The sequence below is a fragment of the Variovorax beijingensis genome (assembly GCF_007828835.1).
Taxonomy (GTDB): domain Bacteria; phylum Pseudomonadota; class Gammaproteobacteria; order Burkholderiales; family Burkholderiaceae_C; genus Variovorax; species Variovorax beijingensis_A.
This window is the reverse complement of the sequence record NZ_VIVL01000002.1, coordinates 54,389-68,129: the sequence shown is the minus strand read 5'-3', so window position 1 is coordinate 68,129 and position 13,741 is coordinate 54,389. Positions and strand designations below refer to the sequence as shown.

Annotated in this window: 14 protein-coding genes; 9 read left to right on the top strand and 5 right to left on the bottom strand. The window is 69.2% G+C overall.

The window, feature by feature from the left end:
• Positions 1–11: 11 nt before the first annotated feature.
• Complete coding sequence (locus FB547_RS06620) at positions 12–1,802, bottom strand: ATP-binding protein (protein ID WP_261380237.1); 1,791 nt, start codon at positions 1,800–1,802, stop codon at positions 12–14.
• Positions 1,803–1,873: 71 nt separating this feature from the next.
• Positions 1,874–2,614, bottom strand: a complete 741-nt coding sequence (locus FB547_RS06615; protein ID WP_145740684.1) for a response regulator transcription factor — start codon at positions 2,612–2,614, stop codon at positions 1,874–1,876.
• Between the two features lie 299 nt (positions 2,615–2,913).
• Between FB547_RS06615 and FB547_RS06610 the strand changes: the two genes are divergently transcribed.
• The 5 genes from FB547_RS06610 to FB547_RS06590 all read left to right on the top strand — a co-directional run bounded on the left by FB547_RS06610 (position 2,914) and on the right by FB547_RS06590 (position 8,140).
• Entirely contained in the window at positions 2,914–3,507 is a 594-nt protein-coding gene (locus FB547_RS06610; protein ID WP_145740682.1) for a YqiA/YcfP family alpha/beta fold hydrolase, read from the top strand.
• Positions 3,508–3,571: 64 nt separating this feature from the next.
• A complete protein-coding gene (locus tag FB547_RS06605; protein WP_145740680.1) occupies positions 3,572–5,632 on the top strand; it encodes a ribonuclease catalytic domain-containing protein in 2,061 nt (686 codons plus the stop codon).
• Positions 5,633–5,669: 37 nt separating this feature from the next.
• Complete coding sequence (locus FB547_RS06600) at positions 5,670–6,521, top strand: energy transducer TonB (protein WP_145740678.1); 852 nt, start codon at positions 5,670–5,672, stop codon at positions 6,519–6,521.
• Between the two features lie 21 nt (positions 6,522–6,542).
• Positions 6,543–7,400, top strand: a complete 858-nt coding sequence (gene aroE / locus FB547_RS06595) for a shikimate dehydrogenase (RefSeq protein WP_145740676.1) — start codon at positions 6,543–6,545, stop codon at positions 7,398–7,400.
• Entirely contained in the window at positions 7,397–8,140 is a 744-nt protein-coding gene (locus FB547_RS06590; RefSeq protein ID WP_145740674.1) for a transglycosylase domain-containing protein, read from the top strand. Before aroE ends, FB547_RS06590 begins: the two co-directional genes overlap by 4 nt.
• On the opposite strand, the gene FB547_RS06585 is transcribed toward FB547_RS06590, so the two are convergent.
• Positions 8,085–8,531, bottom strand: a complete 447-nt coding sequence (locus tag FB547_RS06585) for a DUF2809 domain-containing protein (RefSeq protein WP_374710105.1) — start codon at positions 8,529–8,531, stop codon at positions 8,085–8,087. The genes FB547_RS06590 and FB547_RS06585 overlap by 56 nt on opposite strands.
• Here FB547_RS06585 and FB547_RS06580 point away from each other — a divergent pair.
• From FB547_RS06580 to ruvC, 3 genes are all read left to right on the top strand, one after another.
• On the top strand, positions 8,530–9,414 hold the full coding sequence (locus tag FB547_RS06580) for a lysophospholipid acyltransferase family protein (RefSeq protein WP_145740673.1): 885 nt from the start codon (positions 8,530–8,532) through the stop codon (positions 9,412–9,414). The genes FB547_RS06585 and FB547_RS06580 overlap by 2 nt on opposite strands.
• Position 9,415: 1 nt before the next feature.
• Positions 9,416–10,405 (top strand): phosphatidate cytidylyltransferase, encoded by a 990-nt coding sequence (locus tag FB547_RS06575; protein WP_145740671.1) that lies wholly within the window; start codon positions 9,416–9,418, stop codon positions 10,403–10,405.
• Between the two features lie 161 nt (positions 10,406–10,566).
• Positions 10,567–11,115: a crossover junction endodeoxyribonuclease RuvC gene (ruvC, locus tag FB547_RS06570; protein WP_145740669.1), complete on the top strand. Its 549-nt coding sequence runs from the start codon at positions 10,567–10,569 to the stop codon at positions 11,113–11,115.
• 1 nt (position 11,116) lies between these two features.
• Here ruvC and glyA read toward each other — a convergent pair whose 3' ends face one another.
• Positions 11,117–12,439, bottom strand: coding sequence for a serine hydroxymethyltransferase (gene glyA, locus FB547_RS06565; protein WP_145740667.1), 1,323 nt, complete (start codon positions 12,437–12,439; stop codon positions 11,117–11,119).
• Positions 12,440–12,552: 113 nt separating this feature from the next.
• Here glyA and FB547_RS06560 point away from each other — a divergent pair, with 113 nt between their 5' ends.
• Entirely contained in the window at positions 12,553–13,509 is a 957-nt protein-coding gene (locus tag FB547_RS06560; protein ID WP_145740666.1) for a LysR family transcriptional regulator, read from the top strand.
• Between the two features lie 47 nt (positions 13,510–13,556).
• Here FB547_RS06560 and FB547_RS33275 read toward each other — a convergent pair whose 3' ends face one another.
• Positions 13,557–13,733 (bottom strand): hypothetical protein, encoded by a 177-nt coding sequence (locus FB547_RS33275; RefSeq protein ID WP_012746075.1) that lies wholly within the window; start codon positions 13,731–13,733, stop codon positions 13,557–13,559.
• Positions 13,734–13,741 lie beyond the last annotated feature (8 nt).

The following is a 13,741-nucleotide window of genomic DNA, read 5'->3' as shown; positions in this document are numbered from 1 at the left end:
CGCGGCGCACCTCAGCCGAAGCCGAGCTGAACGACCGTGCGCCCCGGTCGGCTTTCGAGCGCCAGCCGGGCGCCGATGGCGGCGGCGCGCTCCGCCAGCGCCCTGGGCACCTGCAGCGCATCGAAGCCCCGGCCGTCGTCGATCACGCGCAGCTGCACGGCGCCGGCCAGCGCTTCGGCCTCGATCCGGAGGGTCCTGGCCTGGGCGTGCTGCAGCACGTTGGAAATCGCCTCGAACAGCAGGAACTGCAGTTGCCGCATGGCTTGGGCGTCGAGCCGCTTCACGTCGGGCACCTCGTCCACCGCCCATTCGAACTGAATGCCCGCGGCCGCCAGGCGCGGCTCCAGCCGGTAGCGCAGTGCCGCCAGCAGGGCGCCGACGTCGCCTGGCGGCAGGTGAATGGAGTCGATGGCCAGCTTGAGCTGGTCGAGCGAGTCGCACAGCGTCCGCAGCAGTTCCTCCGGCCTGGCCTGGCCCGACTGCAGTTGCCGGATGGCCGAGCTGATGTGCGAGCCCACGCCGTCGTGCATGTCGCGCAGGATGCGCTCGCGCTCGTGGGTGCGCGCCTGGTCGCGCGCCACCTGTTCGAGCGCGGCGAAGGTGGATGCGAGTTCACGCTCGCGCTGCGCCACGCGTTCGGCCAGGGCAGCGACCGAGCCGCGCGCCTGCACGCTTGCGGCATGGAAGCGCCGCAAGACGATCAGCAGCAGCGCGATGCCGAAGAACACGGAGGAATAGCGCACCCAGGTGGTCTCGCCGTAGGTGTCGCTCAGGCGGATCACGAGCCAGTCGCGGGTGCCGAAGCCCAGCGTCACCAGTGCGGCGGCAGCCACGAGCACGCGGCCCACGTTCGGCCGCCGGATGGTGGCCACGGCAAAGGCACCGACGAACAGCGCAACGAACACGATCTCCAGTGCGAGCCAGCCGGTGAGCCAATAGGGCTGTTCGCGGTGGAGCGCGAGGGCGGTGGCCATCACGGTTCCGGGCACCACGCCGGCCATCGGCCAGCGCAGCCAGCGCATGCGCGGGCTGCCGTCCCAGCCTGCCAGCTGGTAGCAGAACATCATGGCGGACGCGGCCCAGCCCGCATAGCAGGTGGCCATGAGCACGCCCCAGGCGCCCCAGGGCAGCGGCGGCTCGGCGATCACGCCGTCGGCCACCCGGATCGCCCAGCAGAACTCGGCCAGCGCGGCCCAGAAATAGAGGCTGTCGCGCCGGCGCCATCCGGTGGCAGCGGCATCCACCTGCGTGAGCCACAGCGCCAGCGCGATGCTGCCGACAATCAGGCTGAAGGCGGTCAGGAGCACCGAGCCGGTGAAGCGCCAGGCATAGGCGCTTTCGAAGAGATCGGTGCGCACCGGCGTCGCGGCTCCGATGGTCACGCGCGAAAGCCCGGCCCGGCGGGCGCTGTCGGCCCGTATGCGAACCTGCAGGCGGTTCTCGCCGGCCTTCAGCAGGTGCCCCGGCACCGGCACGTACAGCGGCGCCTTGGCGTAGTCCGCCCCGTTGCCGCGGGTCAGGTCGCCGTAGACCTGCAGCAGCGCGTCATTGAGCCACACCTCCAGAACGCTGCCGGCGCGTGGAATGAAGATGCCCCAGGGCACCTCGGGCTCGGCTTCGAGCGTGAATGGCAGCTCGAAGGTCGCGTAGCCGGGGCGTCCGCCGTGCTGGCGGTCCCAGTGGTAGGAGAGTTCGACGGGCGCCTTGTGCGTGGCGCCGTCGACGGTGGTCCACACGGTGCCGCGGCGCAGTTCGATCGTGCCCTCGGCCGGCGCGGCCGCCGCCGGCTGCGCCGCCAGCATCAGAGTTGCCGCGAGCCATAGCTCAGCAAGCGCCCTGCCCGCCCGCCCGAACATGCGTCCGGCCACGCGATTCACCCCGGATGGGACAGCAGGCCGAGGCGCGTGGCCTCGAACACGGCCTCGCTCTTGGAGTGCACGGCCAGCTTGCCGTAGAGATTCTTGATGTGCGTCTGCACTGTGTGCACGCTCAGGCCCTTGAGGCGCGCGATCTCGGCATAGGAAAAACCGCGCGCTATCAAGGTCAGCACCTCGTGCTCGCGCGCGGACAGCAGGCTGGGCGCCGTGGTGGTGCCGAGGGCCGCCTCGGGTGGCGCGGCGGCGAGCGTTCCGGCCAGCTGCAGGCTGCGGTACTTGGCCAGCACGCGCCGCGCGATCATGGGCGAGATCGGCGAGGCGCCGGCCTTCATCTCGACGATGGTCTGCGCAATGTCTTCCGGCGCAGCGTCCTTGTGGATGTAGCCGACGGCGCCGGCCTCGATGCTGGCAAGCACGTTTTCCTCATCGCCGAAGACCGAGATCACCAGCGGCTCGCAGCCCGGAAAGCGCGCCACGGCCTCGCGGATCACGTCGAGCCCGCTGCCGTCGGGCATGCCGAGATCGACGAGCAGCACGTCGGGAATGATGGTGGTCTGGGCCATCCACGCCAGTGCCTCGTGCACCGTGCCGGCGCTACCGAGCCAGAAAAGGCTGGCGCTGCGCTGCACGCTCGCCTCGAAGAAGGCGCGCGCGCGGCTGTCGTCCTCGACCACGAGCACGCCCCAGCGGTGCGTCTTCCCGGTGTCCGTTGCCTCGATATTCATGGGCTTGAGCATAAGCTTCGGCGCAACGCAAAAGAGCCGGCGGACCTCCCGTTTTCATGGGATGCGGACAGCGGCGCGGGCCGTTGAAACTCGCTTCGACTTGCGAGTCCGGTCGCGCATTTCGGTTGAATACTTTTTGCCTCTTGGCATCGTCCATGGACCCTGTGGCAAACCAGCTTGCCCGTGCAGTAAGCCCTCATATCGAAGCCTCGTGCGCCGACGACCGCGTCGGGCGCACGGTCCTCATGCAAAATCAACCGGCTCCTTCCAGGGAGCTGTGTAGACCGCACCACTTCCAGTCTCCGCCCCGCATGGACCCGCAAACCACTCACCTGTTGTATCTGCACGGATTCCGCTCCTCGCCCCGCTCCACCAAGGCGCGGCTGATGGCAGCGCGCGTGGCCCGCGAGCACCCGGACCTGCAGTGGTGGTGCCCGCAGCTGCCACCCTCGCCACGCGAGGCCATCGACATGGTGATGAAGGGCATCGCGGACTGGCCGCGCAAGTCGATGGCCGTGGTCGGGTCCTCGCTGGGCGGCTTCTATGCCACCTACGTGGCCGGCATGACGCGCTGCCGCGCCGTGCTGCTGAATCCGGCGGTGCATCCGGCGCGCGACCTTGCGCGCTACATCGGCGACCAGACCGCCTGGCACGACCCGGCCGAGCACTTCTATTTCAAGCCCGAATACATCCAGGAGCTGCGCACCATGGAGGTCGGCGCGCTCACCCGCCCCGAGCGCGTGCTGGCCATCATCGCCAAGGGCGACGAAGCGCTCGACTGGCACGAAACCTCGGCACGCTACCCCGACAGCAACATCAAGCTGATCGAGGGCGGCGACCATGCGCTGTCCGATTTCGAGGAAAACCACCTCGACGACGTGATCGCGTTCATCAATCCCGTCTGAAGCCCGGCAGGCATCGCGCAGCAGCCAGGCCCGTGCGCGTCCCCAAGTCTGGGACAATCCGGGCATGTTTGTATTGTTTGAAGAAGCCGGCAAGTACCTCGGCGGCCGCGTGCTGTCGGAGGCCGAAGCATCGGCGCAGGTCGAGCTCGACACCGGCAAGCGCGTCAAGGTCAAGGGCGCCAACATCGTTCTGCGTTTCGAGAAGCCGGCCCCGGCCGAGCTGATCGCCGAGGCGCGCGCGCTCGCAGCCACGATGGACCTCGACCTGGCCTGGGAATTCGCGCCGGAGGGCGAGTTCGGTTTTGCCGACCTCGCGTCCGACTATTTCAGCGACAAGCCCACGCTCGCGCAGCAGGCCGCGGCGCTGTTCGCGCTGTTCGAAGCGCCGCACTACTTCCGCCGCGCGGGCAAGGGACGCTTCAAGAAGGCGCCAGCCGAGATCCTGCAGCAGGCGCTGGCCGCCATCGAGAAGAAGAAAGTGGTGCAGGCGCAGATCGTCGAATGGGCCGCCCAACTGGCCGAGGGCATCTGCCCGCAGCCAATCCGCGAGCAGCTCTACAAGATCCTGTTCAAGCCCGACAAGAACGCGCCCGAATACAAGGCCGTGGTCGACGCCGCGCGCGCCACCCAGCGCCCGCCGCTCGAGTTGCTGGAACGCGCCGGCGCCATCGACTCGCCCTACCAGTTCCACTGGCGGCGCTTCCTGTTCGAGAACTTTCCCAAGGGCACGGGTTTCCCGGCACTCGCCGCGCCGCCCATCGTGGACGAGCTGCCGCTGGCCGAAGGCGTGCAGGCATTCTCGATCGACGACTCGCAGACCACCGAAATCGACGATGCACTCTCGGTGCAGGGCCTTGGCAGCGGCAGCGTCACGGTCGGCATCCACATCGCCGCGCCCGGCCTGGCACTGACGCCGGGCAGCGCCATCGACCAGGTGGCGCGCGCGCGCATGTCCACGGTCTACATGCCGGGCCACAAGATCACCATGCTGCCCGACGATGTCGTGAGCACCTACACGCTGCTCGAAGGCGGCGACCGGCCCGCGGTGTCGCTCTACGCGCGCTTCGACGAAGCCACGCTCGAACTGCAATCGACCGAGACGAAGCTCGAACGCGTGCCGATCGTGGCCAACCTGCGGCACGACCGGCTCGACGCGGTGGTCACGCAGCCCTGGCTCGAAGACGCTTCGTTCACGAGCGAGAACACGCCCGAGGCCGCTGCAAAGCTGCGCGCGCCGCTGTCCTTCCTGTTCCGCCTCGCGAAAGAGCTGAAGGCCCGGCGCGAAGTGGTGCGCGGCAAGCCCGAGAACTTCAACCGGCCCGACTACAACTTCCGCCTCGTGGGCAACGACGGCGAACCGGACGGCAGCGAGCAGGTGCAGATCACCACGCGCCAGCGCGGCGCGCCGCTCGACCTGATTGTGTCCGAAGCCATGATCCTGGCCAACAGCAGCTGGGGCGGCTGGCTCGGCGAGCTCGGCGTGCCGGGGCTCTACCGCAGCCAGGCCAGCCTGGCGCCCGGCATCAAGGTGCGCATGGGTACGCGGGCCCTGCCGCATGCGGGCCTGGGCGTGAAGAGCTATGCCTGGAGCACCTCGCCGCTGCGCCGCTACACCGACCTGGTGAACCAGTGGCAGATCATTGCCGCCGCGCGCCACGGCAAGACCGCCGCGCTGGCCGCGCCGTTCAAGCCCAAGGATGCGGACCTGTTCTCCATTCTCTCGGGCTTCGACGCCGCCTACGCAACGTACAACGCCTACCAGGGCGGCATGGAGCGCTTCTGGACGCTCAAGTACCTGCAGCAGCGGGGCATCACCGAGCTCGAGGCGACCGTCATCAAGGACATCCCGAACGGCGCGCTGGTGCGCGCGGACACGCTGCCGCTGGTGTTCCCGGTGGCGGGTCAGCAGGAGCGCGGCGCGCGCCTGCGCGTGAAGCTCGGCGAGATCGACGAAATCGCGCTCGACGTGCACGGCACCGTGCTCGAGCGCCTCGACGCGCCCAAGGTGGATGTCGAGGCCGAGGAGGAAGGCGGCGACGAGGAAGCGGAAGAAGTCGCCGGCCCCATCGCCATTGCAGTCGACCTCAGCGACAGCGAGGTGGCCCCGGAAAACACGCCGGCATGAGCACCGGTCATCCCATGCGCGCCAAGGAACGTCGTCCATGAACTTCAGGGATCTGAGCACGCTGCAGATCGCACTCGGCGTGTCGGTCATCGCGCACGCCGCACTTCTGGCGGTGCGTTTCGTCGATCCCGAATCGTTCAACCGGGTCTTCAGCGAAACCCCGCTCGAGGTGATCCTGGTCAACAGCAAGACCAATGACAAGCCCGACGCCAAGACCCGCGTGATGGCCCAGACCTCGCTCGCGGGCGGCGGCGACCTCGAGCGCGGCCGCGCCACCAGTCCGCTGCCGCCCTCGAGCTTCACCGCCGTCGGCGACTCGATCGAGGAGGCGCGGCGCCAGGTCGAGGCCATGCAGGCCCAGCAGATGCAGCTGCTCGCGCAGCTCAAGCGCGACCTGGCGGCCATGCCTGCGCCGGACCCGCGCGCCTCGGGCGATCCGAAGGAAGCCATCGCCCGCGAGGAAAAGCGGCGCCAGATGGTGGAGCTGCTGGCCGAGATCGAGCGGCGCGTGAATGAAGAAAACGCGCGCCCCAAGAAGCGCTACCTGAGCCCTTCCACGCGCGAGGCGGCCTACGCCATCTACGTGGACACGCTGCGCCGGCGCATCGAGGTGCGGGGTACCGAGAACTTCCCCACGGCCGCCGGCAAGAAGCTCTATGGCGAGCTCAAGATGACGATCACCATCAACCACGACGGCAAGATCCTCGACACCGTGGTCGACGAAAGCTCGGGCGACATCGTGCTCGACCGCCGCGCCAAGGCCATCGTGCACAGCATCGGCAGCTTCGGAAAGTTCACCGACGCAATGCGAAAAGAGACCGACCAGATCGTGCTGCAGTCGCGCTTCAAGTTCACGCGCGACGAGACCATCGAGCTCTCCTCCCAATAGACAACAGCGAATCCACGCGCCATGGATCTGTATTGCGTAATGGGCAACCCCGTCGAGCACAGCCGCTCGCCGCGCATCCATGCCCGGTTTGCCGAACTCTGCGGGCAGCAGATGGACTACAGCCGCCGGCTCGTTCCGGTCGGCGCCTTTGCCGAAGGCGTGGCCGCCTTCCGCCGGGAAGCCGCCGAGCGCGGCGACACGGCGCGCGGCTGCAACGTGACCGTGCCGTTCAAGTTCGACGCCGCCGCGCTCGCGCTGCACACCAGCGAGCGCGCCGTGCTTGCGCAGGCGGTGAACACGCTGCGCTTCGAGGCCGACGGCAGCATCCACGCCGACAACACCGACGGCATCGGGCTGGTCAACGACATCGTGCGCAATGCCGCCGTGCCGCTGGCGGGCCGCGAGCTGCTGCTCATCGGTGCGGGCGGCGCCGCAGCGGGCGTGCTCGGGCCGCTGCTGGACGCCGGCGCTGCGCGCATCGTGGTGGCCAACCGCACGGTCGGCAAGGCCATGGCGCTGGTGCAGCGCCATGCGGCATTGGCGCTGAGTCATGGCGCGGCGCTCGAAGCCTGGGCGCTCGACGAGGTGACCGGCAATTTCGACGTGGTGGTCAATGCCACGGCCTCCAGCCTCGCTGGCGATGCGGTGCCGGTGCGCGCGCAGGTGCTGCGCCCCGGCGCGCTCGCGGTCGACCTGATGTACGGCCCCGCGGCCGCCGGCTTCATGGCCTGGGCCGAAACGCACGGCGCCGTGCCGCGCGACGGGCTCGGCATGCTGGTCGAACAGGCGGCCGAAGCGTTCGAGTTCTGGCGCGGCGTGCGCCCGCCCTCCGCGCAGGTGCTGGCCGAATTGCGCGCTTCACTCGCCGCCGGCCAATGAAGCGGCTGCTGCGGCTGGTGGCCTGCCTGCTGGTGGCGGGCGTGGCACTGGAGCTTTTCTTCGTGGGGCGCATCGCGGCCATGGCGGTGATCGATCCGCAAAGCACCGCGTTCCAGCGCAGCGAAGCCTGGCAGATCGCCATCCACCAGGGCCGCAAGGGTGCCTGGCGCCAGGAATGGGTGCCCTACGCGCAGATCAGCGACAACCTCAAGCGCGCCGTCATCGCGAGCGAGGATGCCGACTTCATCGACCACAACGGCGTGGAATGGGAAGCCATCGAGCGTGCGCGCCAGCGCAACGCCAAGGCCGAGGAGCTGGCGGCCAGGCGTGCGGCGCGCGCCATTGCGCGCGGCAAGCCGGTGCGGCCGGTGCAGCTGCGCGGCGGCTCCACCATCACGCAGCAGCTGGCGAAGAACCTGCTGCTCTCCGGCGAGCGCACGCTGCTGCGCAAGGGCCAGGAGCTGGCGCTTGCGATGGCGCTCGAGGTGCTGCTCGACAAGCGGCGCATCCTCGAGATCTACCTCAACAACGTCGAATGGGGCGAAGGCGTGTTCGGCGCCGAGGCGGCGGCCCAGTACTACTTCAGGAAGCCCGCCTCGCGCCTGAGCGCAGCCGAAGCCGCGCGCCTCGCCGTGATGCTGCCGAGCCCCAAGTTCTTCGAGCGCCGCATCGGCTCGTCCTACCTCAGCGGGAGGGCGTCGACGATCGTGGCGCGGATGCCGTCGGCCGAGCTGCCCTGAGGGCTTCGCGCAGCGCTTCGATGGCCAGCACGGCTGCGAAGCCGATCACATAGGCCAGCACGTCCCACCAGTCGGCGGTACTGCCGAGCACGATGCGCAGGGCGCGGTTCGAAATGTGCAGGTGCCAGGCCGATGCCAGGAACTGCCCCAGCTCGACCGCCAGGCCCACGCCGAGCGCGGCCAGCCCCACTGGCAGCACGCGCGCGGCGACGAAGGTCTTGAAGACGAGGTAGACCCACGCCACGGCCAGCACGTCGCCGAAAAAGCTCCGCAGCCAGCCCCAGAGCGCGCCGATGGTGGCCAGCAGGATGAGAACAAGGAACAGGGCCATCGCCCACGCCAGACAAAGAGGATCGAAACGCCATCGCATGCCCCGTATCATCGCGCCCATGCTGGCAAAGCTCACGGGTTGGTTGTTGTTGGGGATCGTCCGGTTGCTCACCGGCGCCCAGGCACGCTGGTACGGCTGCCCGCCGAAGGCCGAGCAGCGCATCTATTTCGCCAACCACCAGAGCCACGCCGACCTGGTGATGATCTGGGCGGCCCTGCCCGAGGAACTGCGCAGCATCACGCGGCCCATTGCGGCGCGTGACTACTGGGCCAATACGCCGTTCAAGCGCTGGATCACGACCGAGGTGTTCAACGCGGTGTATGTGGAGCGCGCGGCCACGGCGCCGGCCGCGCCTGCCGAAGCGCCGGCGGAACCTGAAGCGCCGCTGCCGCCCGTCCGAGATGCCGCTGCTGCGCCACAGTCCGAGCGCATCGAACCCTCGATGGAGCCCCTGTTGCCGATGGCGCCCATGGCACCGCCCGTCGTCGACATCACGCCCGAAGCCTTCGACGAAGTGCAAGGGCGGCTCGACCTTCCCGCTCCGCCGCCTCCTCCACCACCGGCCGCGCCGCTCGCCGTCACGCCGCCGGCCGTGGAGCCGGAACCTGCCGCGCCCGTCTCCGATCCACTGGCGCCGCTGGTCGAAGCGCTGCGCAGCGGCGACTCGATCATCATCTTTCCGGAGGGCACGCGCGGCCACACGGGAGAGCCGCAGAAGTTCAAGTCGGGCCTCTACACGCTCGCGACGATGTTCCCCGAGGTGGTGCTGGTGCCAGCGTGGATCGACAACGTGCAGCGCGTGATGCCCAAGGGCGAGATCGTGCCGGTGCCGATCCTGTGCTCCGTCACCTTCGGCGCGCCGATCCGCGTCGAGGAAGGCGAGGAGCGCCGCCCCTTCCTCGACCGCGCGCGTGCCGCGGTGATCGCATTGCGCGAGGTCTGACATGAACCAGTTCCTGCGCAGCCTCACCCCGACCCAGCAGGTCGCGGCCCTGTTCCTCATCGTCTTCGGGCTGCTCGTGGTCGTGAGCACCACGGCCTTCTTCCTCACCTTCAAGGAACGCCGCAACCCCGTGCACGACGCCGCCTGGCAGGCCGAGCTGGCGCACTACCGCAAGCTGCTGGGCACCACCTGGTTCATGGTGATCGTGTTCTGGGTCGGCTGGGCGCTGGGCGAGACGGTGGCCACCGTGCTGTTCGCGCTGATCGCCTTCTTCGCGCTGCGCGAGTTCATCACGCTCTCGCCCACGCGGCGCGGCGACCACCGCAGCCTGATCCTGGCCTTCTTCGTCGTGCTGCCGATCCAGTTCTGGCTCGTCGCCACCGCGCGCTTCGACCTGTTCACCGTGTTCATTCCGGTCTACGTGTTCCTCGCGATCCCGGTGGCCAGTGCGCTGGCCGACGACCCGAGCCATTTTCTGGAGCGCAACGCCAAGCTGCAGTGGGGCATCATGGTCTGCGTCTACGGCATGAGCCATGTGCCCGCGCTGCTGCTGCTGAGCTTTCCGGGCTACGAGGGCAAGAGCGCCTTCCTCGTGTTCTTCCTGGTGTTCGTGGTGCAGACCTCGGTGCTGGTGCAGCACGTGATCTCGCGCCGCACCCAGCGCAAGCCCTTCGCGCCCAACGTGAGCCGCAGCTTCAACTGGACCAGCTGGGGCATCGGCATCGCGGTGGCCAGCCTGGTGGGCGCGCTGTTCTCGTTCATCACGCCCTTCAAGTTCGGCCAGGCCCTGGCAGTGTCCGTCATCGCCTGCATCGCGGGCTCCATGGGGCACCTGGTGATGAAGGCGCTCAAGCGAGATCGCGGCATTCCCAACTGGGGCAAGAAGGGCGTGGGCGTGACCGGGGCCAACGGCCTGCTCGACCGTGTCGATGCGCTGTGCTTCGCGGCCCCGATCTTCTTCCATTCGATCCGCTGGTACTTCAACCTCTAGGATGAAACCCACCCCCGTCCCTCGCTCACTTCGTGTAGCTCGACTCCCCCCTCCAGGGGGCAACACCAGCGGCCCGGCAAAGCCGGTTCCGCGGTGTTCCTGGCCTGGGGCCGTGTCGGTTTCATGCTCGTGGGTCGCCCACAGCGCGGTGGAAAACTGACATGCGCATTCTCGGCATCGACCCCGGCCTCCTGACCACCGGTTTCGGCGTGGTCGACTCGGACGGCCATGCGCTGCGCTACGTGGCCAGCGGCACCATCAGCACGCGCCACCTGGGCAGCGGCAACCTGCCGGCGCGGCTCAAGGTGCTGTTCGACGGCATTGCGGAAATCGCCGCGCGCTACCAGCCCGATGCCTCGGCGGTCGAGATCATTTTCGTCAATGTCAATCCGCAGTCGACGCTGCTGCTGGGCCAGGCGCGCGGCGCCTGCGTGACCTCGCTGGTCAACAGCAAGCTCACGGTGGCCGAATACACCGCGCTGCAGATGAAAAAGGCGGTGGCGGGCCACGGCCAGGCCGCCAAGGCGCAGGTGCAGGAAATGGTGAAGCGCCTGCTCGACCTGCCGGGCCTGCCGGGCGCCGATGCGGCCGACGCGCTGGGCATTGCCATCACGCATGCGCAGGTGGGCCGGTCGATGGCGCGGCTGGCCGAGGCGGCCGAGCTGTCGAAGACGCACGCCGGCACCTACCGGCAGGGACGCTCGCGCTGACTCAGCGCACGATGTAGCGCAGGCCGCCGAGCCGCGCGCGGCGCTCGCGCACCTCGGCCGCCACGGACGCCGCATCGCCTTTCAGCGCACGCGCGATCCACGACGCAAGCTGCGGCATGTCGTCGGGCGTGAAGCCGAGCCGCACGATCTCCGGCACGCCCAGACGCAGGCCGTTGATGTCTCCCTCCACCGGTGCGATCGGCAGGCCAATGCCGCAGGCCAGCAAACCACCCCCGGCCAGTTTCCTCGCGGCGCGCTGCCCACCGCCCCAAGGCGCAGCCTCGAGCGCGAACTGGTGCGACTGCGTGAAGCCGCGCGCCTTCGCGAACACCGGCAGGCCCTCGGCGTCGAGCGCGCGTGCCAGCGCCTGCGCGGTCTCGCGCATCGCCGAGGCGTAGGCCGTGCCGTGCGCCTTCCAGTCGAGCAGCCCGCGCGCCAGCGCCGCGGTGCGCCCCGCATCGGAGTTGGCCGTGAGGCCGGGGTAGGCGATGGCGTCGATGCGCTCCATCAGCGCCGCATCGTTCGACACGATCAGCCCGCCAGCCGGACCGCCGAGGCTCTTGTAGGTGCTCATGGTGATCGCATGCGCGCCCTCCTCGAGCGGCTGCGGCCAGGCCTTGCCGGCCACCATGCCCGAAAGATGCGCGGCATCGAACAACAGCTTCGCGCCCACGCTGTCCGCGATCTCGCGGATCGCCGGCACCGGATGCGGAAACAGATTCAGGCTGCCGCCGATGGTGATGAGCTTCGGCTTCACCTCGTGCACGAGCCTGGCCAGCGCCGTGACATCGACCGTGTAGCCGTCGGCATCGACCGGCGCGGACACCGTCTTCAATCCATAGAGCCCGGCCGCGCCGGCCGCATGGTGCGTGACGTGGCCGCCGATGGCCGGCGGCGGCGCGATGATCGTGTCGCCGGGCCGGCAGGTCGCCATGAACACATAGAGGTTCGACAGCGCGCCGGAGCTCACGCGCACCTCGGCAAACTTCGAGCCGAACACCTCGGCGGCCAGCTCGGCCGCGATGACCTCGATGCACTCGATGGCCTCCAGCCCCACTTCGTACTTGTCGCCCGGGTAGCCCAGCGATGCCCGCGAGCCGAGCCCGCGCGACAGCAGCGCCTCGGCGGCAGGATTCATCACGTTGGTGGCGGGGTTGAGGTTCAGGCCCTCACGGTCATGGATGCGATGGTTGTCGTCCGCGAGCCTTTCGATCTCGGCGGCGATGCCGGCCGCATCGCGCGCGGCCGCATCGGCGGCAATCGCGAGCACATGGTCTTCGCTGGCAGCGGGAACCCAGGAACGGCGTTGGAGGGCGGCAGGCATGCGGCAGATCTCGCTGGAAGTGGCAGGTGGCCGCATGGTCGCCTGCGCCATCACTGCGGGCAACACGGATAATCTGGGCCCGAGCGATAGAAAAACTTGGGCCTCCACGCCGCATGCCCCTCGCACCACCCCGCCCTCGCCTGCCCCCGCACACAGCCGTTCGCGCCTTCGAGGCTGCGGCACGCCACGGCAGCTTTGCGCGTGCGGCCGAAGAGCTGTTCGTCACGCCGGCCGCCGTCGCGCAGCAGATCAAGGCGCTGGAGACCTGGGCCGGCGGTGCGCTGTTCGAACGCCACAGCCAGGGCATCCGCCTCAGCGCGCACGGACGGCGCGCACTGCCCGCCCTCAGCGCCGCGGTCGACCAGCTCGGCCTCGCGGTGCAGGCGCTGCGGCACGAGACGCAGACTGCCGCGCGCCGCAGCACGCTGCAGGTCGCGGCCCTGCCGGCGATGGCGCAGCTGTGGCTGTCGCCGCGGCTTTCGCGGCTGAAGGCGGCGCTGCCCGGCGTGCAGGTGTCCGTGACGGCGCTCGAGCAGCCGCCGAACTTCCGGCGCGAACCCTTCGACCTCGGCCTCTTCTATGCACGCGCCGGCGATCGCATCGAAACCGCCGTCGGCGCGCAAGGCATGGCGCTCGCGCGCGACCGGCTCGTGCCGGTGTGCAGCCCGCGCCTCCAGCAGACGCTGCCAAGCGGGCGCCCGCGCGCGCTCGACGACCTGGTCGATGTACTGGCCCGCTGCGGCGGACTGCACGACACCGTGTGGCACGACGACTGGGCGCGCTGGCTGCAGGCCGTGCGTCCCGGTATCAACGCAGCCGAGGCCGATGCGCTGGCCGCCGGCCCGGACTTCTCGCTTTACAGCCTCGCGCTGCAGGCGGCGCTCGACGGCGAAGGCGTGCTGATGGGCCGCGAGCAGCTGGTGGCGCCGCTGCTCGCGCAAGGCAGGCTGCATGCGCCCTGGGGACGCCCGAAGACATTGGGCGACACGCTCATGCTGCTGGTGCCCGCGCACCGCAGGGGGCTGCTGCTGGCACAGCAGGTGCAGGCGTTGCAGACCCTGGCCGACTGAGATCGATCACCGGCCACGAAGTGCCGCGCAGCCTGGGGGCGAGCCGACTACACCACGCGTTCGGCAATCAACACTGCGAAGAAGCCGAAGGCCGCAAGCAGCGTCCACTTGAGCACGATCCAGCCGAAGCGCCGGTACTTGGCCTGGCCCGTGCCCGCATAGAACGCGAACGACACGCCCGCCACCAGCAGAAGCAGCAGGATGGCCCAGCGGAAGAGAAGCATTGCGAACG